The following is a 20,764-nucleotide window of genomic DNA, read 5'->3' as shown; positions in this document are numbered from 1 at the left end:
TAGTAAATGAATTACTTAGCACCACCACATTTACCTTCACCGCATTTGCCTTCTTTGGCTTTTTTGTCGCCGCCGCATTTACCTTCACCACACTTACCTTCTTTGGCTTTCATGTCGCCGCCGCATTTACCTTCGCCACACTTGCCTTCTTTGGCTTTCATATCGCCGCCGCATTTACCTTCGCCACACTTGCCTTCTTTGGCTTTCATATCGCCGCCGCATTTACCTTCGCCACACTTGCCTTCTTTGGCTTTCATGTCGCCGCCGCATTTACCTTCGCCACACTTACCTTCTTTGGCTTTTTCTTCGCCACCATCAAGTTGGTAGCCGGCATTCATTTGTTCGAAGCCAAATGGGTTAGCTTCGACTTGAGTAGAAACACCTGCTGTTAATACCACTGCACCTAACGCCATTGCTACTGTAGTTTGCTTTACTGAGTTCATAATAATCTTCCTTATATTCAAACTTTATAATGGTGACCAACAACTAACAGTGCTGGCTTACAATTTAATAGACCTAATCACGTTTACTTTTATTTCACATAATTTGATCTAAATCATAATTATTTTCAAAATTTCTTGCTAGAGAATAATTTATAGTTGTAAGCATAGTGTAAAAATAGGATTTATCTAGCTGATATTTATCATTAAAATTAAGTAATCATGTACCCAGCTACTTTTTGATGATTTATAAATGAATTTGTATAACAAATCAAAGTCGCTAGAATAGCGCTCCTTTTACTGATTACAGGTTGAACCGTGCGCGTAGTATTAGCCCCTATGGAAGGCGTCATTGATGACTTGATGCGAGAAATATTGTCTGAAATTAACCCATATGACTTGGTGGTGACTGAGTTTGTTAGGGTTGTCAGCCAATTACTTCCAGAAAAAGTCTATTACAAATTATGTCCTGAACTGCGCAATGGCGGCTTAACCGCCTCTGGTACGCCGGTACGTATTCAACTGTTAGGCCAACACCCAAGTGTCATGGCTGAAAATGCACACAGAGCAGTTGAACTTGGCTCACAAGGTGTCGATGCTAATTTCGGTTGTCCAGCAAAAATGGTTAATCGAAGTAAAGGCGGCGCAGTATTATTGCAATACCCTGATACCATCCACGATATTGTTAAAGCCATGCGTGACGCTGTACCGAATGAGCAACCTGTTACAGCTAAAATCCGTTTAGGTTTTGAAGACAAGTCACTCTTTATGGAAAATGCGTTAGCTGTTTATGAAGCTGGTGCCAGTGAAATTGCAATTCATGCCAGAAGTAAAGTTGATGGCTATAAGCCACCAGCTTATTGGGAGTACATTACTGAAGTGCGTAAACGATTACCTATTCCAGTAATTGCCAATGGTGAAATTTGGAGTCGTGAAGATGCAATAAGATGCATGGATGTCACTGGCTGTGACAACATCATGCTAGGGCGCGGAGCAATGTCATTACCAAACTTGGCTGCAGCAATTAAAGGCGAGCAAACACCTTATACTTGGGCTCAAACGTTAAGTTTGTTGCTACGTTACACCCAAAAACAATTAATTGGTAAGAAGTCAGACTATTACCCTGCAAGAGTTAAGCAGTGGTTTACCTACCTTAATAAACAATACCCAGAAGCCGATGCGTTATTTAGAGACCTACGTGTATTAAAAACCACAGATGAAATTGTCGCCATACTAGAAAAAACCTACGAACAACAAAATCGTTAATTTCATAAAAAAGCTTCATTAGTACGTATTAATATTAACGAAACTTAATATTTGTTTGCTTAAATGAAGCTTTGAATTGATCTCCATCATAACAATACTGGCCGATGACGTTAGACTAAATACCCAGATAAGCGATTAAGTAATTAGGTCATTTTGTGAGTATTCAAGAAATACAGCAATCATTAATGCAAAGAGAAGCGCAGCTTAAATATGAGCTAGTGCATCAATTAAATCAAAAAGGTCATGTGCAAAGTGCCTCACAAAGCCACTTTAATATGAGCTTAACCGAGCTTATTGAATTAATGAGTCAGCAGAATTTAACTGACACTCCGCTATTTGGTCAATTAACACGCCTAGATGCTGCATTATGCCAATTAGAGTTAGGTTTGTATGGCTTATGTTCAGATTGCGAATCCGATATTGAACCTGAGCGACTAGCAGCAGATCCCACCGAGCAGCGATGTGCTTGCTGTGCAGAGAAACATCGTAATGAACATCGACAAGAGTTGCGACTAAGCCATTAAAATATAAAGTGCCATTAAAATATAGCGTGTCACTTAAATATCGAGAGTCACTCGTATATACAGTGATTCATAAAAGTCACCTTCCCCATCATCTTAATACTGCTCGATTTCAATCGTATCGCTTTTGAGATATAAAAAAACCTCCGACTAGCGGAGGTTTTTTTTAGCGTAAATTCACTTTAGAATTTTTGATTAATACGTAGGTAGTAAGTACGACCTAGAACATCATACAAGTCAGTATTGACATCGCGGTAACCTGAGAAGTCGTACCAAGTTGGTGCTTCTTCATCAAATACGTTGTTAATACCTACTGTAATCGTACCGTTCCAATCATGGGTGTAACCGAACTGGATATTATGCTTAAAGTAATCCGGTGTATCTGTAATATAATCATAGCCTAGATCACGCCAGTATTGACCAGATTGGCTACCAATATACACAGTAGTCCACGCTGCATTAAAGTCATTGTAGTACCATGCAGCAGCTAAATTACCACGCCATTGTGGATAATCTTGAATACCTGCGTAATCGATTGCAATTGACTCTGAATCAGCTTGTTCTTCAAATTCTAATACGTGTGTCATATCAACTTTGAAGTTAAAGTCACCGAAACCGGTTTCTAAATTATATGAGGTAGCAAAATCTAAACCGCTGGTCACAACCGATGACATATTAATGTAACCACTTTCTATGTATTCGATTTTACCGTCTGCCCCACGAGTCACAAAGTCTGAGCTACCATTAAGCTTTTCGTCACGAATAACATCTGTAGCACTTACTGCTTCAATCTTGTTATCGTAAGTAATGTCGTAGTAAGAAAGCTCAACGCTCCAAGCATCAGTTACATTCCAAACAGCACCTAAAGTAAGAGAGTTACCTTCTTCAGCTTCTAAGTCAGGGTTACCACCAAACCATGTTTTATGCTGATTACCCGTTGCACAATAGTTTTCATCAGAACCGTTGTTAGCTTCACACCATACTGAGTCATAAGCAGTTTCAAAACTTAGAGATTGAGATGAGAACATTTCGCCCATATTAGGAGCACGGAATGAATCACCATAACTTGCACGGACTAATAAGCTATCCACAGGACGCCAGCTAACACCAATTTTAGGTACGACGGCATCAAAAGTAGATGAATTAGTCACAACACCCGTAGCACCCGTTAGCGAGCCTTCTTGCTCATAACGTTCATAACGTACTGCTAACGATACATCAACGTTGGCAGGTAAGCCCATTTGGATCTCAGTGTATGCAGCTGTACGATCACGCTCTGCATCGACATCATCACCACCCGAACCACCAGAAATGATACCCGCAGCAGACTCAGGATCTGATGTTTGCTTGAAGTTGATCATTTCGTACTCTGCACCCACTAACATAGCCAGTGTAAAGTTGTCGCTATCAATAAACGTTGTAGAAGCAAGGCCATCAATTTGAGTGCTATCGAACTTACCTTGGTAAACACCAGTATGATTTGCTGCACTATAAAGAGCAGTCATGGTTTGATCCCATTCATCATAGCTCATGCCACTGGTGTTAAAGATATCGTAGTTACCAGTGTCAATTTCACTTTGAATAATGTCATCATTAATCAAGTTGTAGTTAAATGAATTAGTTGTAGAACCTGAGTATTGGGCATTAATCTCCCAATCGATACCATTACCAATGTCAGCAAAACCAACAAAGCCACCTAACATGTCGTAGTTATTTGTTTCAGTTAACGTATCACGCTCACCTATTTGAACTGAACGCATGTAAAGCGTCATGTCTTCACCCGTTGGGTTATAGACATTGTCCGCAGACATGACTGGGTAATTGGTAGAAACTGGTGTTCCGGCATAACGAGTGTTGGTTTCACTTAATGATGCAGAACCACGACCACGAAATTGAATATCATCGGTAATATCATAACTAAAGTTGGTCATAAACGAGTTACGCGTCATGTCACCAAATAACTTTGTTACTTCGCCATAACTGTAATAACAGCGACCGTTGTTATTACCATCAGTACCATTTACGACATTTTCTGTGTCATCACACATTTCTGAGTTTGAATAGAACTCATAAATGTCTTCACCATCCTCATCGACTCTACCAGTATTGTAATAGCCGTTTGGAACTGAACTGAATGAGCTATAATCACCATAAGAGTCATCATCCATGTTCCAGATATCGCGATCCATCACAGCTTTAGTATCGTAATACTCATAGGTAAAAGTGATATTACCTTTATCCGTATTGTAACCAGTTGCAATTGAGAATCGAGTTGCATCCCCACCTTCAACATCTGGCATTTCCATGCTGTAATCTAATTGAACACCTTCAAACTCTTTTTTCGTAATGATGTTAATTACACCAGCAACCGCATCCGAGCCGTAAACAGCTGACGCACCATCACGTAAAATCTCGATACGTTCTACAATAGCGATTGGAATTTGTGATGTATCAGCAGTAGAACCAGAACTAGAACTCGTTCCTGGCATACGACGACCATCTAATAATACCAAGGTAGCTTGTGAGCCAAGGCCACGCATGTTAATTGAGCTAGTTGCACTTGCACCAGAGCCATAACCAGACGTACCACGCCATGAACCAAATGCGTTGATAGATGAGTTGTTAAGTACATCAGCAACTGTTTTTTCACCAGTCAGTGCAATATCAGCAGCACTTAAGACTGTTACAGGTGAAGATGTTTCCATATCCACTTGCTTAATACGTGAACCTGTCACTTCTATTCTTTCTACTTTTTCAGTTTCTTCAGCAAAAGCGATACCTGAAAAAGCCAACGATGCTGCTGTTGCAGCTAGAATACTGCGACGAATCGCCTTAGCTGTTAGCGTTAATGAACTCATGTAAATCTCCCTGAACGTTAAATCTGATAACGTATTGACTTTTTATTGTTTTATTTAGTTATAGTGAAGTTAAGACCTCACATTGATACTGTTAAAACAACCCAAAAGCTTCAACAAGAGACACAACCATTTAACGAGCGGGATACAAATTAATACATATTAGCAAATAGTATCAAAAGGTAACTATCACAAAGCCATATATTACAAGCGCTTATATTAAAACAACCGTTTTACAACTAAACAGCCCAAAGCGGTTACAACCAGTAACCATTGAAAGTGTAAGGTTACTTTTTGTTAACACTCAATAACATGGTAAATTTTGTGCACTTTTAAGAGCGAAACAAAAAAAATCTCGGCCAATTGGCCGAGATTTTTAACATTTAACCTTAACTTACAAGGTAAATTTTGTGATTTAGAACTTCACGCTAGCACGAACGAAGAAGTAACGACCTAATACATCATAAGTGTACGGATCGGTATTTGAATCGTTGTTACCTGTGTAGTATGGAGGCTCTTCATCTAATACGTTATTCACACCACCTGACAATCTAACAGTTTCGTTAATATCGTAAGATGCAGAAATGTCGTGGTAAACGATTGAGTCAACTGAAGGCGCGTAACAGTCACTTGGGTCATCTTTACAAGCAAATGAATCCATACCGTCGATGTAACGTGCTTCATATGTAGCAGACCAATCGTCACCTGATGCAGTTAAGTTAAAGTTAGTTTTTAACTCAGCGTATGCACCTACACCACCTGTGATGTAGCCAGTGTAATCAACTGCATTACCGTCTTGGTCAAATTCTTCATAAGTATCTAGGATAGAAGTATCAAGACCCGCTTTCCAATCTAAACCTAAACCTTCGAAGGTATAAGCTACATTAATGTCGAAACCAGAAGTGTTTGTTTCACCAATGTTTTGTAAACCATTATCAAATGCGATACGACCAGTGTTATCAATAGAGATATTAGCTGATTGACAAAGTGCTGTACCTTCATTGATCTTGTTGCCATTTGCATCTAAACACTGATTAGCAACATAGTTAGAATCAACAGAAGTAATAGTATTTGTAATTGCAATATCGTAGTAATCAACAGTTAAAGATAACCCTTCAACAAAGCTTGGAGAGTAAACTAAACCAAGAGTTGTAATATCAGCTTCTTCAGGAGTAAGGTTAGGGTTACCACCTACAGTCACTTCTGCTTGAGTTTGATCTGTTGCAGGGTGAACAATTTGGTCGAATGATGGAGACTTACCACCGTATAACTCATCAACAGTTGGAGCACGGAAAGCGGTAGATTGCACACCACGAACCATTAAGTCATCAAATAAACGCCAAGTTAAACCCAATTTCCAAGTGCTATCATCACCGAATGTGCTGTAATCGAAGTAACGAATTGCAGCGCTCATATCAACTTGTTGAGCTAGTGGTAAGTCACTTAATAAAGGAATAGCTAATTCAGCATAGAATTCGCTAACATCAAATGAACCAGATGTTGCTTCTACACGTGGGTCATTTGCAAGACCTTGTGCAGTTAATGAATCTGGAGTGAAGTAAGCAGATTCTTTACGGTATTCCGCACCAGCAGCAAAAGCTAAGGTACCAGCAGGTAAGTCAACGATGTCGCCAGAAAGCGTCGCTGCTGCAATATCTAATTCACTACCGCCAGCGTTAACTTCTGTGTATACGAATGGAGCAATGCTGTCGCCCATCCAAGAAGACTGTAGGAATGGGTCAAACTCACCTTCTTGAACAGCATCATTAATCGAACCGATGTTGTGTAAGTTAGCTAAAGTATCAACTGAATCATTCTTACCTTTGTTGTAAGAAGCATCCCAAGTCCAACCGTTATCGAACTCGCCTTCAAGACCAACAACTAAACGGATAGTATCAACTACCTGACCAAAGTCACGGGTACCAGATTCAACCATACGACGACCGTAGCTAACTTCTTCACCTGGTTGTACCCAAGGAAGTAAATCATCAGTCATGAAACCACCGTCTGACATAGGCTTGTATTCCCATGCAGCAGCGTTCCAGATTGGTTGTGGTGCCATTTGTTGGTCAGACCAACGCTTAGAGTACATTGCTTCAGAGAAGAAAATAATTGTATCTGAAAGCTCATATGTACCAGCCATACTTAAGTTCAAACGCTCCATTGGCGTTGAAAGGTAGCTATCAGCAGAGTAATTGTATCTGTCTTCATTACTAAATTCATGATATTCACCACCACGACCACTTAAGTCAGCAGCAGATTTACCATCGAAGTACTGGAATTTTGGTTTGCCTTCACCGTCGTCTACATATTCACCGTAGAAACCAGAATCACCGATAGCATAAGCGCCGTCTTCACCTGTACCAGTGATACCAAAATTGTTATCACCCCATACATGACCGCCTTCTGAGTAAGAAGAACCAGCACAGTATAGGCCATCAGCACCTTCTGCTATTGGACAATCAGAGAAATCACGGTCTGCTTGGCTTGCATCGCCACGCTTAGTGTACTGAGCGTTAATAACAACATTACCTTTATCGAATGTGTTACCTAATGTGAAGTCGATGCTCGTTTCATCAGCGTCACCTTGACCAGACATACCTGTTTGAACGTTCATCTCAAAACCGTCAAAATCACGCTTTAAGATTACGTTTACAACACCAGCGATAGCGTCAGTACCGTAAACAGCTGATGCGCCATCTTTAAGTACTTCAACACGTTGGATCATTGAAACTGGGATAGTGTTTAAATCAACTGAAGATGCTGCACCTGTACCTGATGCAATCATACGACGACCGTTAACAAGAACTAGTGTACGGTTTGAACCTAGACCACGTAAGTTAACACGTGCGTTACCGCCAGAACCGTTGTTCACAGCTGCGTTAGTCATAGCACCACCAGAAGAAGTCATCTTCTGTAGTACGTCATCAATAGAAGTTGCGCCAGATGCGATAATAGATGAAGCATCAATAACACTTACTGGGCTAGCAGTTTCCATATCGGTACGTTTAATACGTGAACCGGTTACTGCAATTCTTTCTACTTTTTCTGCTTGTGCTTCTTCAGCCATTACACTAGCTGAAAAAACAGAACCTGTTGCTACAGTCGTTGCTGCAATTGTCAATAAGCCACGGCGAATAGCCTTAGCTGTTAAAGATACTGAACTCATTATAATACTCCCTTCGCTATGCCATATATAAAGTCATAACGTTATATTTTTTATTTTTAGGTTAAACATTTAATTAACCGAGAGCATTATTGTTAAATAAAATCACATTAGTCAACATCTATTACAAATTAATAACGTTTGAAATTAGAATGGTTACACTAAAAACTTAACATCTGTTATAAATATGTTAAATCGTTACTTATCAGCAATTTAAACAAAATAGAACACCATATGTAACACCTACATGATATATTTGTTAAGCAAAAGTAATAACAAACATTAATTATGAGTGTTATTTGATCAAAAAGGTTAAATCCAATTTAAAATATAGAAAATAAATAAACATTAATGAGACAATATTTAACAAACAATTAACCTAAGTAACAAATTAAATTTTAAAAATATTTATTTATTCGTACACAATTTGACGAGTAAATTATAAAAATGTGCATTTTTAGGCATATTAAAAGCAAAGAATATGAAAAATCAGTGTGTGTTTGATTCACAGCCAAAGAATAGCTGCATATAAAGTGAATTAAACAAGAATAACTATGCAAAAAGTAACAAGGTTGTGATGAAAAGAGGAATTAAAGCTGCCAGATAAGATAATGCAGCAATGGGATTGCTTACTTCCTCTTAAACTGACATTGGATACCATTTAATTTAAGTAAAATAAGTCTTCGTCAACATTGCACAACAAAAAAGGAGCCATAAGGCTCCTTTTAGCGTCATTCAATTAAGAATTAACGAGTGCGTGCACATAACTCTTCAGCACTGAAGAAGTAAGCAACTTCACGCTCAGCAGATGCTACAGAATCAGAACCGTGAGCAGCGTTCTCATCGATGCTTTCAGCGAAATCAGCACGGATAGTTCCTTCAGCAGCTTCAGCTGGGTTAGTTGCACCTAAAATTTCACGGTGAGCTAGAACAGCATTTTCGCCTTCAAGCGTTTGAACCATGATTGGGCCAGAAGTCATGAATGCAACTAAAGCACCAAAGAAAGGACGTTCGCTGTGCTCAGCGTAGAAGCCTTCAGCTTGCTCTTTGCTTAAGTGAACCATTTTAGCAGCAATGATTTTCAGGCCAGCAGTTTCAAAACGGTTGTAGATAGCGCCAATGTGGTTTTTTGCAACAGCATCAGGCTTAATGATAGAAAAAGTACGTTCGATAGCCATGAAAAGCTTCCTTCTTAAATATACGGGTTTTAAATTCGCGCGGATTATACGAAATTTACGCCAACATGCATAGGGTTAATAGCGTCACATAATCAAAATGTAACCTTGTGACCTAGGTAATACAGAAATTGTGATAAGCCTCAAGCCAATTTAGCCATAAACTAAGCTAATTAAAGCCACGACTATAACTCAAAGGTTGCAGTGAGTCGCTAGGCTCACAACTTTGTTCAACTACAGTGTAATTGAGACTGTAAATAGCTCCCCAGCATGACCCCAAGAGCTTTAACAAATTCATCTTTGGGCATTGAACAAGCAATCGCAGGAGTAAGAGAAGGATATAATATTTTATCAAGCAGACTGTTTATCAGCATAAAAATGACCATATCAGCGGCTTTTTGTTGCACTTTGGTCGCCTTGCCATCCGACGCCATAAAATTAAGTAGCAATTGTGATAGGCGCTGGTAAGCCTCATTTCTATCTAATGAAGGGTTAGTGAAAATGGTATCAGGGTGAAGCCTAGCGTTAAGGTGTATCGTTCTAAAAACGCTTTTTCTTTCATCTAAAAAGTGGAATGTTGCCTGACAAAGATGTGTTACTTGTTGTTCTAACCCATCACAGTCGTGGCATTCGAGCTCTGTGATAAAGTTGCCAAGCTCCTGGCCAAAATCATCATATAACAATGGCAATAGCGCCTCTTTATTTTCAAAGCGACGATAAAACGTTCCAACCGAAACCCCTGCCCCTTCAGCCAGTTCCTTTATGCTGATGTGTTCAAAGTACTTGACCTTCAATGCCCGTTGCAAAGACTGTAAAAACTTGTCATGCGTGACTTGGCTACGTTTTTGTTTAGGGCGTAAATCTGGTGCTGACATTCATATTTCCATTGAAAAAAACAGAGGTTGATAGACTATTTTGCATCATACAATTTATGATGCAAAAACTCTAACATATAAGATTTAGCACCAACGATAATCTTGATGCCCTGATCGCCAAGCGAATCTCAAAAAGCAACGCATAAGCATTAGTCACAAAAAAAAAGCAACGACACATGTCATTGCTTTATGGTTTTAACAGGAAGCATTATGACTTCCTTGGTTGATTCATTATTAACTATAATGAATCACTGTAGCCGACTGAGGATTACCCTTCACTTACCATATTAATGGTGTACTTAGGGATATCAATCACCATATCACAGTCAACAACTTTAGCCTGGCAAGATAAACGGCTTTCTGGCTCTAACCCCCATGCTTTATCAAGCATATCGTCTTCTAGCTCATCACTTTCTTCAAGCTCATCAAAGCCTTCACGAACAATACAATGACATGTAGTACATGCACATGACTTTTCGCAAGCATGTTCAATATGGATACCGTTTTTAAGTGCAACATCTAAAATAGTTTCACCTACTTCAGCTTCTAACACAGCACCGTCTGGGCACAGCTCTTCATGGGGTAAAAAAACTAACTGCGGCATTTTATCACCTATATATTATCGACAGACTGACCTTTCAGTGCTGCTCGAATAGAATTATCCATACGACGTGAAGCAAACTCTTGGGTTTGTTCATCTAGTGCTTCAATCGCTTTTTCAATAGCATCGGTATCATCACCTTGAGCGGTTATTTGTAACTGTTCAATGGCAGCATGAATTTGTGCTTGTTCTTCGGTATTAAGTAAATCTGCGTCTTTTGCTAATGCAGCAGATAACGTTTCAACCACTCTTGAAGCTTCAACTTGTTGTTCTGCCAGCATTCTGCGCGTGATGTCATCTTTAGCATGCTTCATTGAATCTTTCAGCATAGTCGCGATTTCAGTATCAGATAAACCAAATGAAGGTTTTACTTGAATCGTTGACTTAACTTCCGTCGACTTTTCCATCGCTGTGACACTCAGTAAACCATCAGCATCGACTTGGAATGTGACACGAATGTGCGCAGCGCCTGCCGCTAGTGCAGGAATACCATTTAAAGTGAAACGTGCTAATGAACGACAGTCATCCACTAACTCACGTTCACCTTGGACCACATGGAAAGCCATGGCGGTTTGGCCATCTTTAAATGTGGTAAACTCTTGAGCTCGTGCAACAGGGATAGTGGTATTACGGGTCACGACTTTCTCAATCAGTCCCCCCATAGTCTCAATGCCTAACGACAGTGGAATAACATCAAGCAATAATAAATCTGATTCAGGTTTATTGCCCACTAAAATGTCAGCTTGAATCGCAGCACCAATAGCCACAACACGATCGGGATCAATTGATGTTAATGGCGTTTTACCAAAGAAACGTTCGACTTGCTCACGTACTAAAGGTACACGAGTAGAGCCACCAACCATAACCGTTTCAATGATTTCATCAGTGGTGACTTCAGCGTCACGTAATGTTCTACGGCAACTGGCAATCGTTTTCTTAACAAGTGAACCGATAAGCCCTTCAAATTCAGCTTTAGAAACGTCAGCAGTTAATACGTCACCGTTTTCTAACGTAATACTCGCCGTGCTGGTTTCATCATTAGTTAGCTGCTCTTTGACTCGTCTAGATTCAATCAATAACTGTCTATTTAATGAAGCAGTTAATTCAGTCAACCCCATTGCGCTTTGCAAGTGATTACGCAACAGATGATCAAAGTCATCACCGCCAAGCGCGGAGTCGCCGCCAGTAGCTAATACTTCAAATACACCTCTATTCAAACGAAGAATAGAAATATCGAAGGTTCCCCCACCTAAATCATAGATGGCAATAACGCCTTCTTGTTTAGTGTCTAAACCGTAAGCAATAGCAGCAGCCGTGGGTTCATTTAATAAACGTAAAACTTTGACTCCCAGAAGCTCTGCTGCATCTTTAGTGCCTTGACGCTGCGCGTCATCGAAATAAGCAGGTACTGTAATGACAACACCTTCTAAGTCACCGCCAAGCGTTTTTTCGGCTCTTGAGATTAACGGCTTTAAAATTTCAGCTGAAACTTGGACTGGATTCACTGCGCCTTGCGCCGTGTTAAATACAGGTAGCCCGTTTTCACTTGCGGTAAAATCATATGGCAAGTTTTGCTCTGCAGACTGAATGTCTTTTAAGCTGCGCCCCATAAAACGTTTGACTGAGACAATGGTATTTTTAGGATCTTGTGCAGACTTAACTTGTGCCGCGTAACCCGTTTCGACACTATCAGAGCCGTAATGAACCACAGAAGGAAGTGAGTGTTGATTGTCATTATCTGGCAAGGTTGACGCTTCACCACTTCTAACAGCTGCAACCAAAGAGTTAGTTGTACCTAAATCGATGCCAACTGCAAGTCTGTGCTGGTGAGGTGCGGCGCTTTGGCCGGGCTCTGCAATTTGAAAAAGGGCCATATTAATCCAGTTATTTTGAGGGAAAAAGAACCATTAATTGTAGATAGCAAAAAGCTCTGTAATTGACAGAGCTCAGCGTTAATCTAGCAATGAATCTTCAACTCTTGCTAATTCATCCTGCAATTTTGCCATAAATTTCAGCTTTCTGATCTGATCAGCTGCAGATAAATCATCATTTTCTGCATTAGTGGCTAATAATTGGGCAAGGGATTGCGATAGGGTTTTCTCGTAGTCAGCAAATGATTGATATAAATCTTCGATTAAGTCATCAGCTTGCTGGCTATCTTTAATATCTTCTAACGCTTCACGCCATTCCATTTGCTGCATTAAGAAAGCAGTATCTTTCACTGTTGTAGTTTCATGGCTAATATCAACACCACGAAGGCTTAACATGTGTTCAGCGCGTTTTAATGGGTTTTTAAGCGTTTGGTATCCGTCGTTAACTTGCGCAGTGCGTTGCACTGATAACAGTTTTTGTTGTTCAGACTCGCTGGCAAATTTATCAGGATGAACCGCCCTTTGCAGCTCGCGATAGCGCTCTGCAAGGTTGGCGGTGTCGATATCAAAGGAAGGTGTTATTTGAAATAATTCAAAGTAATTCATTGGCAGATATCATGCTCTTTTTGGGTAAATGACAGTAAAGCTTTATGTGTATTAGATTACACAGTAAAGCTTTCACCACAACCACATTCACCTTTGGCATTAGGGTTGTTAAATTGGAAACCTTCGTTCAGGCCTTCTTTAACAAAGTCTAATTCAATGCCTTGTAAATAAATAAAACTCTTGGCATCGATGATGATATTAACGCCTTCTATTTCGTAAATCTCATCATCGTCGTTTGCTTCATCAACAAACTCAAGCACATAAGCCATACCAGAACAGCCAGATGTTCTTAACCCTAGGCGTAAACCCAAGCCTTTTCCTCGATTAACTAGGAAAGATTTCACTCGTTCAGCCGCAGCTGGGGTCATTGTAATTGCCATCTTAACTCCGGTATTACTTGTCTTGCTTTGATTTGTACTCATCTAATGCTGCTTTAATAGCGTCTTCTGCTAAAATAGAGCAATGGATTTTAACAGGAGGTAAAGCAAGTTCTTCTGCGATATCAGCATTCTTAATTGTTGCTGCTTCATCAACACTTTTGCCTTTAACCCACTCAGTTACGAGCGAACTTGACGCGATTGCACTACCACAACCGTAAGTTTTGAATTTAGCGTCTTCAATGATGCCGTTTTCGCCAATTTTAAGTTGAAGCTTCATCACGTCACCACATGCTGGTGCACCAACCATACCTGTTACCACTGAAGGGTCATTTTTATCAAATGAACCAACGTTACGTGGATTTTCATAATGTTCGATTACTTTTTCGCTGTAAGCCATAACAATTCTGCTCCGTTTATCGCTATCGATAATAATGTATTAGTGATGTGCCCACTGAACTTGGTCCAGATCGATACCATCTTTAAACATCTCCCAAAGTGGAGACATTTCACGTAACTTACCGATAGAATCATCAATTACTTTAATTGCATGCTCGATTTCTTCATCAGTCGTAAAGCGACCAATTGAGAAACGAATTGAGCTGTGCGCCATTTCATCATTTAAGCCTAATGCACGTAGTACATAGCTAGGCTCCAAACTTGCAGAAGTACAAGCTGAACCAGACGATACGGCTAAATCTTTAAGGGCCATCATTAATGATTCACCTTCAACAAAGTTGAAGCTCACATTAAAGATGCCGCTGTAGCGCTGTTCCATATCGCCATTAATATAAGTTTCTTCGATATGTTTAATGCCATTCCATAACTTGTCACGTAGACGCAGAATGCGCGCATTATCTTCAATCATATCTTGCTTAGCGATAGCAGCGGCTTCACCTAAACCAACAATTTGGTGAGTTGCTAATGTACCACTTCGCATACCACGTTCATGACCACCGCCATGCATTTGAGACTCTAAACGAATACGTGGTTTACGGCGTACGTAAAGTGCACCGATACCTTTAGGTCCATACATTTTATGGCCAGAAATAGAAATCAGATCAACTTTAACTGTTTTAACATCAATCGGTAATTTTCCTGCACTTTGCGCAGCATCCATATGGAAGAAAATACCTTTAGAGCGACATAGTTCACCAATCGCATTGATGTCTTGAATGACACCAATTTCGTTGTTCACGTGCATGATGCTCACTAAAATAGTGTCGTCACGCATTGCACCTTCAAGCACAGACATTGGGATAATTCCATTGTCACTTGGCTCTAAATACGTAACTTCAAAACCTTCACGCTCAAGTTGACGACAAGCATCAAGTGTTGCTTTATGCTCTGTCTTACTGGTGATGATGTGCTTGCCTTTCTTATTATAGAAATGTGCAATACCTTTGATTGCTAGGTTGCTTGATTCAGTCGCACCAGAAGTGAAAACGATTTCACGGTGATCAGCATTGATTAAATCAGCTACTTGGTTACGAGCAATATCAACTGCTTCTTCGGCTTGCCAACCATAACGGTGAGAACGAGATGCTGGGTTACCAAACACACCGTCCATTGTCATAAATTGAACCATTTTGTCGGCAACACGTTTGTCGACAGGGGTTGTTGCGGCATAATCTAAATAGATAGGAAGCTTCATCATACACTCCGTACTGAGCAGTCATCTGTGCGACCACTTACAACGTACATATAATTGTTATCGATACATCAACACAAAATTACAAAGTAACTCTATGCTCATTCTGCATTTCGTCTTGCTTTAATGAGATAAATTGCACATCGCGTTTATCCATTAATCCAGCAAGGGTAATGCCATCTAAAAATTCTGAAATCTGTTTACTTAAATCTCCCCACAAAGAGTGAGTGAGACAGCGGGAGCCACTTTGGCAATTCCCTTTTCCCTGACAACGAGTTGCATCAACTGACTCGTCTACAGCATGCACGACCATGCCAACAGAGATATCATTCGCTTCTTGCCCTAGGCGATAACCGCCACCTGGACCACGAACACTAGATACGAGACCATGTTTACGAAGTTTAGCGAAGAGTTGCTCAAGGTAGGAAAGCGATATTCCCTGCCTTTCAGAAATATCCGCTAAGGGAACTGGCCCGGTGGCTGAGTGAATAGCAACGTCCAGCATAGCTGTCACTGCGTAGCGACCTTTTGATGTCAGTTTCATAACGTATTTTGCTCCCATAAACTATAGGGCAATTTCATCATACCTGAGTATTTTAGTCAAGTATTTAACCCACTAAATTACTCAAGTATTTCCTCTCGTTCGCGTCTAACAATTTTAGGTCTAAAAATTTGCACGGCTATTTAACCTTTTTATAGTGCAAGATTCAATGCCAGTTACTCATTTATTAGGCGATAATGTGATAAAACGGCGCTGTGTCATAAAAATTTACATTGATCTTATTTATCTGCTCAAATAATAAAGCCGATACCCAAAATATGGGGATCGGCTTTATCGTTTTCAAGCTTCAAAATGAATAAACAAACAAAAATAAATTGCAGATAATTCAAAAAATGACCTAGATAATTGGGTCAAATTTGTCTATCTCTTGTTTACGTTTTTCAGCCGCTTCTTGTTCTGCTTCTGTAAAGTCATCAACATTCAACTCCGGCAATTTTTCAGTGCAAACTTCACCGCCCATGGTTTGCACTGCTTGACAGATTTCTTGCACTTTTGAGTCCATCAAATGCATATGATCAAGCATTTGGCCAATTGCACTCGCAACAGGATCTGGGTTATCTGGTGATACCGCATAGGCATCAAATCCATACTTCTTCGCCATCGCACTGCGACGCTCTGTTTGCTCTTTTGACTGTGCCGACGGCGACGCAACAACCCGACCAGGGATCCCCACCACGGTGGTATCTTTGGCCACGTCTTTAACAACAACTGAGTTTGAACCAACCCTTGCGCCGTCATGCATAGTAATTGGACCCAGTATTTGTGCCCCTGCACCAATAACCACATTGTTCTCTAATGTTGGGTGACGTTTACCCGCTTGCCAAGTTGTCCCACCTAAGGTGACACCATGATATAAAGTGCAATCATCGCCAATTTCTGCCGTTTCTCCAATCACAACACCCATGCCATGATCGATAAAAAAGCGTCTTCCTATGGTTGCACCAGGATGTATTTCAACGCCAGTTAACCAACGCGAAAAGGTCGATAAACATCGTGCCAATAAATGCCACTTTGCATTCCATAGCTTATTACTAATGCGATGGATCCATATCGCATGCATGCCAGGATAGTTTACTAAAATTTCAAAACTACTGTTCGCCGCAGGATCGCGGTGATAAATAGATTCGATATCTTCCTTTAATCGCGCTATCACGCCCATGTTACAGTCCTTCTTTTACCACTCAGTTGTACGTCAAATTTAAGTTAACAATGGCTTATGAAGCTTTATCGTCTTTGCTGTTTTCTTGTGGCATTTTTTTATCGATAGAAGTCAAAATGCCACGTAAAATATTCATCTCAGCGGTTTCAATTCGAGCACGACTGAATAAACGCTTTAATTTAGTCATGATTTGGCCTGGATGATTTTTGATAATAAAATTTGTTTTCGTCAGGGTAGACTCTAAATGAACATAAAAGCGCTGTAGATCCTCAGAAAGTGGATATTCTTCTTCAATCGTCTCTTGCTCATCTAATGCTAAATGCGCCATACGGGTTTCGTAACAAATAATTTGTACGGCTTGAGCCAAGTTTAATGAACTGTACTCAGGATTAGCAGGAATAGACACATGATAAGTACACTCTTGCAGTTCTTCATTGCTCAGACCATGGTTCTCACGACCAAATACGATGGCTACCGGCCCTTTAGCGCTTTCCAATGCTAATTTTTCACCAGCTTCTTTTGGAACAAGCATTGGCCAATCAAGGGTGCGACTACGTGCACTGGTCGCAATAACCAAGCTACAGTCTTTAATCGCCTCAGTTAACGAGTCAACAATGGTGATATCTTTTATCAAGTCAGCTGCACCTGCAGCAAGTGCAATTGACTGACCATCAGGTTGAACTCGTGGCTCGGCTAAATATAAGTTAGATAAGCCCATGGTTTTCATAGCTCTTGCGGTAGAGCCGATATTTCCGGGATGAGAGGTCCCAACTAAAACAACGCGAATATTACTTAACATCAAACTACTTTTTCATTCAAAAAAACACTTTGCGGATAGTAACACAAGCTGCAAATAATTCCTTATATGAAAATCTGCATTTGATAAACCTGCTAAAATGCGTATAATTGCGCGGCTGATTTATTCGTTCTTTAACATCCAGGGGATTGCTATGCATCCGATGCTGACTATTGCCACGCGCGCTGCACGCGCTGCGGGCCAAACTATTATGCGCGCCTATACTGAACTCGACAAAGTTGAAGTTGATTCAAAAGGTCTAAATGACTTTGTAACAAGTGTAGACAAGGAAGCAGAAGCTACCATTACATACCAGATTCGTAAATCTTACCCAGATCATACGATTGTTGGTGAAGAGGCCGGTGAAAATCGCGGCACTAATAAAGATTATGTATGGATAGTCGATCCTTTGGATGGTACCAACAACTTCGTTCGTGGTATCCCACATTTCGCAGTATCTATCGCAGTTCAATATAAAGGCAAAATTGAAGTTGCCGTTATTTATGATCCTGTTCGTGAAGAATTATTCTCTGCAGTTCGTGGCCAAGGCGCTAAATTAAACGAATTCCGTTTACGCGTAACTGGCGTTAATGAACTAACTAATACCGTTATTGGTACAGGTTTCCCGTTCAAGTCTCGTCAACACACCGAAACTTACATGAACATCCTAGGTGAAGTATTCCCTGTATGTGCTGATATCCGCCGTGCGGGTTCTGCAGCACTAGACCTTGCGTATGTTGCTGCTGGTCGTTTAGATGGCTTCTTTGAAATTGGTCTAAAGCCATGGGACATCGCAGCTGGCGACTTAATTTGTCGTGAGTCAGGCGGTACTGTTACTGACTTTACCGGTAACCATAATTACTTAGCTTCAGGCAACGTTGTTGCAGGTTCACCAAAAGTGACTTCTGAACTGGTTAAAATTATGCGTCCTTTATTAAATGAAGGTCTAAAACGCTAGTCGTTATCCCTTTTTTAAAAACCGCCTTACATCCGTAATTGGCGGTTTTTTTATGCCTGTAATTTGCCGCAATTGTATCGACACCTTCAGATAAATTTACCTTTTATGATCTGGATCACTGAGCAAAGTCTCGCCTAGCAGAATATACTGAATTATCAATTAGATTCTAATAAGAGATATCCATTATTATGCCGCTCCCTATCCTTCGCCAAATCGGCATCAAAAGTTTGAAAAGTGTCGAACATGTCGTTTTGTTCATTATTTCTGTCGCTACGGTATTTGCTATCGGCGAAGAAATCATGCACATGTTCGAGATAAGAACTGTAGAACTAGCTGACTTACTGCTGTTATTTATCTATCTTGAAGTACTAGCCATGGTCGTTAACTACCTCGAGTCAGGTAAGTTACCTATTCGAATGCCAATTTATATTGCGATTGTTGCTCTAGCTCGTTACTTGATTCTTGATATGAAAGGCATGGATGACTGGCGAATATTGGCAATCTCAGTATCAACCATTGTTCTTGCTTGTACCGTTATTGTCATACGTTGGGGACAGTTGAAGTTACCTTACCCCAAAAATAAAGATTTAGATCATTAGAATGACACGAGATAAAGCGTAACCTTAAAAGCGATAAGTGACTAACTTATCGCTTTTTTTGTCGATGTTGATTAGTATGAATTAGCTACAAACTGAATAACACAGAGCAAACATAAAACGGAGTTGCAATCTCATGTCTAACGAACACACTGGATTTGAAGAAAAACGTCAATCTTTACGCGTCGACATGGAAGCAGAGCGTATTTTACTGCATTGGATTGATGCAAATGGTCAGTCACATGAAGACTTTGGTGTATGTATCGATTTAGCCCGAAAAGGCATTCTCATCGACTATAAAACTGCATTCTCATTAGGCGATTTAATCGCAATTACCTTCAACCATCAAACTGACAAGCAAAACACCATTAAGGGGCAAGTTTGTCGATGCACTCAAGCGTCTGAACATAGTTATCATATTGCGATGCAATTGCTTTAAATTGATGTTGATTTAAATTGCGCAATAAATATAAAACTGATGATTTAAAAAGTAATTATTGAACTATCCTTAGATAAAGAAGACGTTAACCATCATCTTAATAAAGGCAAGGTTATGATAATACTCGTTGGTGGAGAAAAAGGCGGTAGTGGAAAAAGTTGTTTAGCACAAAACCTAGCCGTCTATGTAACAGAGACATTTAACGCTAACGTGTTAATGGTGGATTGTGACCCTCAACGCACCACATCAGATTGGATACAAGCCCGTAATACCAAAGCCGAACTGAAACCCATTAATTGCATTCAACTTTACGGTAAAATCCGCAATGATTTACTTAGTCTCGGCGAGCGCTTTGATTATGTCATTGTCGATTGTGGCGGCCAAGATAACCTAGCGATGCGAGCAGCAATGTCTGTTGCAACCTACGTTGTCATCCCATTAAGACCTAAACGCCGCGATTTAAAAACCTTACCGCATATGGAAGATATGCTAAGCACCTGTAAAATGGTCAACCCGAAAATGGTCGCCACTATTGTTATCAGTCAATGCCCTTCTTTACCCTCACAATTTAAGCGTATTTTAGAAGCTAAAGACGTGGTTAAATCATTTGGCTTAACAGCCCTTGATGCCATTACCTTTAACCGTAATATCTATGATGACAGCGAAGAAAGTGGTGCCTCAGTGCTTGAAGTTGACCCTGAAGGAAAAGCGGCTCAAGAAATTCGAGCAATCGCGAAAGAGTTATTTGCTATTCCACCTGATAATAATTTTGAGTTTTAAGCGGTTAATCTCATTGTTTTATGCATTTAATATTATTTATTTTATGCCTTAACGATAAGTGCAACAAAAG

20 protein-coding genes are annotated in these 20,764 nt (G+C 40.2%); 6 read left to right on the top strand and 14 right to left on the bottom strand.

The genetic code is table 11. The annotated features are described in order from the left end of the window. Positions 1 to 11: 11 nt before the first annotated feature. Positions 12 to 443, bottom strand: coding sequence for a hypothetical protein (locus J8L86_RS18395; RefSeq protein WP_055024656.1), 432 nt, complete (start codon positions 441 to 443; stop codon positions 12 to 14). A gap of 315 nt (positions 444 to 758) precedes the next feature. On the opposite strand from J8L86_RS18395, the gene J8L86_RS18390 reads away from it, so the two are divergent. Together J8L86_RS18390 and J8L86_RS18385 are read left to right on the top strand one after the other, a co-directional pair. Next, positions 759 to 1,706, top strand: coding sequence for a tRNA dihydrouridine(16) synthase DusC (locus tag J8L86_RS18390; protein ID WP_065110575.1), 948 nt, complete (start codon positions 759 to 761; stop codon positions 1,704 to 1,706). A 155-nt stretch (positions 1,707 to 1,861) separates the two neighbouring features. Continuing rightward, complete coding sequence (locus tag J8L86_RS18385) at positions 1,862 to 2,230, top strand: TraR/DksA C4-type zinc finger protein (protein WP_055024658.1); 369 nt, start codon at positions 1,862 to 1,864, stop codon at positions 2,228 to 2,230. Between the two features lie 179 nt (positions 2,231 to 2,409). Here J8L86_RS18385 and J8L86_RS18380 read toward each other — a convergent pair whose 3' ends face one another. From J8L86_RS18380 to trmJ, 13 genes are all read right to left on the bottom strand, one after another. Then, the gene (locus J8L86_RS18380; RefSeq protein ID WP_211031241.1) at positions 2,410 to 5,085 is read right to left on the bottom strand and encodes a TonB-dependent receptor; all 2,676 of its coding nucleotides are present in this window, start codon (positions 5,083 to 5,085) and stop codon (positions 2,410 to 2,412) included. A 412-nt stretch (positions 5,086 to 5,497) separates the two neighbouring features. After that, the gene (locus J8L86_RS18375) at positions 5,498 to 8,251 is read right to left on the bottom strand and encodes a TonB-dependent receptor (RefSeq protein ID WP_065110578.1); all 2,754 of its coding nucleotides are present in this window, start codon (positions 8,249 to 8,251) and stop codon (positions 5,498 to 5,500) included. Positions 8,252 to 8,994: 743 nt separating this feature from the next. After that, positions 8,995 to 9,426 (bottom strand): nucleoside-diphosphate kinase, encoded by a 432-nt coding sequence (gene ndk, locus J8L86_RS18370; RefSeq protein ID WP_055024661.1) that lies wholly within the window; start codon positions 9,424 to 9,426, stop codon positions 8,995 to 8,997. 227 nt (positions 9,427 to 9,653) lie between these two features. Continuing rightward, positions 9,654 to 10,298 (bottom strand): TetR/AcrR family transcriptional regulator, encoded by a 645-nt coding sequence (locus J8L86_RS18365; RefSeq protein ID WP_065110579.1) that lies wholly within the window; start codon positions 10,296 to 10,298, stop codon positions 9,654 to 9,656. Positions 10,299 to 10,566: 268 nt separating this feature from the next. Then, a complete protein-coding gene (fdx, locus tag J8L86_RS18360; protein ID WP_055024663.1) occupies positions 10,567 to 10,902 on the bottom strand; it encodes an ISC system 2Fe-2S type ferredoxin in 336 nt (111 codons plus the stop codon). An 8-nt stretch (positions 10,903 to 10,910) separates the two neighbouring features. Continuing rightward, positions 10,911 to 12,773 (bottom strand): Fe-S protein assembly chaperone HscA, encoded by a 1,863-nt coding sequence (gene hscA / locus J8L86_RS18355; protein ID WP_055024664.1) that lies wholly within the window; start codon positions 12,771 to 12,773, stop codon positions 10,911 to 10,913. 78 nt (positions 12,774 to 12,851) lie between these two features. Then, on the bottom strand, positions 12,852 to 13,376 hold the full coding sequence (gene hscB / locus J8L86_RS18350) for a co-chaperone HscB (protein ID WP_055024665.1): 525 nt from the start codon (positions 13,374 to 13,376) through the stop codon (positions 12,852 to 12,854). 56 nt (positions 13,377 to 13,432) lie between these two features. Beyond that, positions 13,433 to 13,756: an iron-sulfur cluster assembly protein IscA gene (gene iscA / locus J8L86_RS18345; protein ID WP_055024666.1), complete on the bottom strand. Its 324-nt coding sequence runs from the start codon at positions 13,754 to 13,756 to the stop codon at positions 13,433 to 13,435. 13 nt (positions 13,757 to 13,769) lie between these two features. Beyond that, positions 13,770 to 14,153: a Fe-S cluster assembly scaffold IscU gene (gene iscU, locus J8L86_RS18340; RefSeq protein ID WP_055024667.1), complete on the bottom strand. Its 384-nt coding sequence runs from the start codon at positions 14,151 to 14,153 to the stop codon at positions 13,770 to 13,772. A gap of 39 nt (positions 14,154 to 14,192) precedes the next feature. Then, a complete protein-coding gene (locus tag J8L86_RS18335; protein ID WP_055024668.1) occupies positions 14,193 to 15,407 on the bottom strand; it encodes an IscS subfamily cysteine desulfurase in 1,215 nt (404 codons plus the stop codon). A gap of 79 nt (positions 15,408 to 15,486) precedes the next feature. Beyond that, entirely contained in the window at positions 15,487 to 15,948 is a 462-nt protein-coding gene (iscR, locus tag J8L86_RS18330; protein WP_055024669.1) for a Fe-S cluster assembly transcriptional regulator IscR, read from the bottom strand. Positions 15,949 to 16,303: 355 nt separating this feature from the next. Next, a complete protein-coding gene (cysE, locus tag J8L86_RS18325) occupies positions 16,304 to 17,125 on the bottom strand; it encodes a serine O-acetyltransferase (protein ID WP_055024670.1) in 822 nt (273 codons plus the stop codon). A 55-nt stretch (positions 17,126 to 17,180) separates the two neighbouring features. After that, positions 17,181 to 17,924 carry a tRNA (cytosine(32)/uridine(32)-2'-O)-methyltransferase TrmJ gene (trmJ, locus tag J8L86_RS18320; RefSeq protein ID WP_192022931.1) on the bottom strand — a complete coding sequence of 248 codons (744 nt, stop codon included), beginning with the start codon at positions 17,922 to 17,924 and terminating at the stop codon, positions 17,181 to 17,183. A gap of 151 nt (positions 17,925 to 18,075) precedes the next feature. On the opposite strand from trmJ, the gene suhB reads away from it, so the two are divergent. From suhB to J8L86_RS18300, 4 genes are all read left to right on the top strand, one after another. Then, a complete protein-coding gene (gene suhB, locus J8L86_RS18315) occupies positions 18,076 to 18,879 on the top strand; it encodes an inositol-1-monophosphatase (protein WP_055024672.1) in 804 nt (267 codons plus the stop codon). Between the two features lie 188 nt (positions 18,880 to 19,067). After that, entirely contained in the window at positions 19,068 to 19,478 is a 411-nt protein-coding gene (locus J8L86_RS18310) for a phosphate-starvation-inducible PsiE family protein (protein ID WP_055024673.1), read from the top strand. Between the two features lie 133 nt (positions 19,479 to 19,611). Then, positions 19,612 to 19,914: a PilZ domain-containing protein gene (locus J8L86_RS18305; RefSeq protein WP_080916054.1), complete on the top strand. Its 303-nt coding sequence runs from the start codon at positions 19,612 to 19,614 to the stop codon at positions 19,912 to 19,914. Between the two features lie 114 nt (positions 19,915 to 20,028). After that, positions 20,029 to 20,694, top strand: coding sequence for an AAA family ATPase (locus tag J8L86_RS18300; RefSeq protein WP_055024675.1), 666 nt, complete (start codon positions 20,029 to 20,031; stop codon positions 20,692 to 20,694). Positions 20,695 to 20,764 lie beyond the last annotated feature (70 nt).

The organism is Shewanella sp. MMG014 (genome assembly GCF_018100775.1).
Lineage (GTDB): Bacteria > Pseudomonadota > Gammaproteobacteria > Enterobacterales > Shewanellaceae > Shewanella > Shewanella japonica.
The sequence above is the reverse complement of the archived record's forward strand: the minus strand, read 5'-3'. Positions and strand labels throughout refer to the sequence as shown.

Excerpts from the sequence above, each read along its gene's own strand:
- suhB (WP_055024672.1), top strand. The coding sequence starts at position 18,076 with ATGCATCCGATGCTGACTATTGCCACGCGCGCTGCACGCGCTGCGGGC.
- hscB (WP_055024665.1), bottom strand. The coding sequence starts at position 13,376 with ATGAATTACTTTGAATTATTTCAAATAACACCTTCCTTTGATATCGAC.
- fdx (WP_055024663.1), bottom strand. The coding sequence starts at position 10,902 with ATGCCGCAGTTAGTTTTTTTACCCCATGAAGAGCTGTGCCCAGACGGT.
- trmJ (WP_192022931.1), bottom strand. The coding sequence starts at position 17,924 with ATGTTAAGTAATATTCGCGTTGTTTTAGTTGGGACCTCTCATCCCGGA.
- iscR (WP_055024669.1), bottom strand. The coding sequence starts at position 15,948 with ATGAAACTGACATCAAAAGGTCGCTACGCAGTGACAGCTATGCTGGAC.
- J8L86_RS18380 (WP_211031241.1), bottom strand. The coding sequence starts at position 5,085 with ATGAGTTCATTAACGCTAACAGCTAAGGCGATTCGTCGCAGTATTCTA.
- J8L86_RS18395 (WP_055024656.1), bottom strand. The coding sequence starts at position 443 with ATGAACTCAGTAAAGCAAACTACAGTAGCAATGGCGTTAGGTGCAGTG.
- hscA (WP_055024664.1), bottom strand. The coding sequence starts at position 12,773 with ATGGCCCTTTTTCAAATTGCAGAGCCCGGCCAAAGCGCCGCACCTCAC.
- ndk (WP_055024661.1), bottom strand. The coding sequence starts at position 9,426 with ATGGCTATCGAACGTACTTTTTCTATCATTAAGCCTGATGCTGTTGCA.
- cysE (WP_055024670.1), bottom strand. The coding sequence starts at position 17,125 with ATGGGCGTGATAGCGCGATTAAAGGAAGATATCGAATCTATTTATCAC.
- iscA (WP_055024666.1), bottom strand. The coding sequence starts at position 13,756 with ATGGCAATTACAATGACCCCAGCTGCGGCTGAACGAGTGAAATCTTTC.
- J8L86_RS18375 (WP_065110578.1), bottom strand. The coding sequence starts at position 8,251 with ATGAGTTCAGTATCTTTAACAGCTAAGGCTATTCGCCGTGGCTTATTG.
- J8L86_RS18305 (WP_080916054.1), top strand. The coding sequence starts at position 19,612 with ATGTCTAACGAACACACTGGATTTGAAGAAAAACGTCAATCTTTACGC.
- iscU (WP_055024667.1), bottom strand. The coding sequence starts at position 14,153 with ATGGCTTACAGCGAAAAAGTAATCGAACATTATGAAAATCCACGTAAC.
- J8L86_RS18365 (WP_065110579.1), bottom strand. The coding sequence starts at position 10,298 with ATGTCAGCACCAGATTTACGCCCTAAACAAAAACGTAGCCAAGTCACG.
- J8L86_RS18335 (WP_055024668.1), bottom strand. The coding sequence starts at position 15,407 with ATGAAGCTTCCTATCTATTTAGATTATGCCGCAACAACCCCTGTCGAC.
- J8L86_RS18300 (WP_055024675.1), top strand. The coding sequence starts at position 20,029 with ATGATAATACTCGTTGGTGGAGAAAAAGGCGGTAGTGGAAAAAGTTGT.
- J8L86_RS18310 (WP_055024673.1), top strand. The coding sequence starts at position 19,068 with ATGCCGCTCCCTATCCTTCGCCAAATCGGCATCAAAAGTTTGAAAAGT.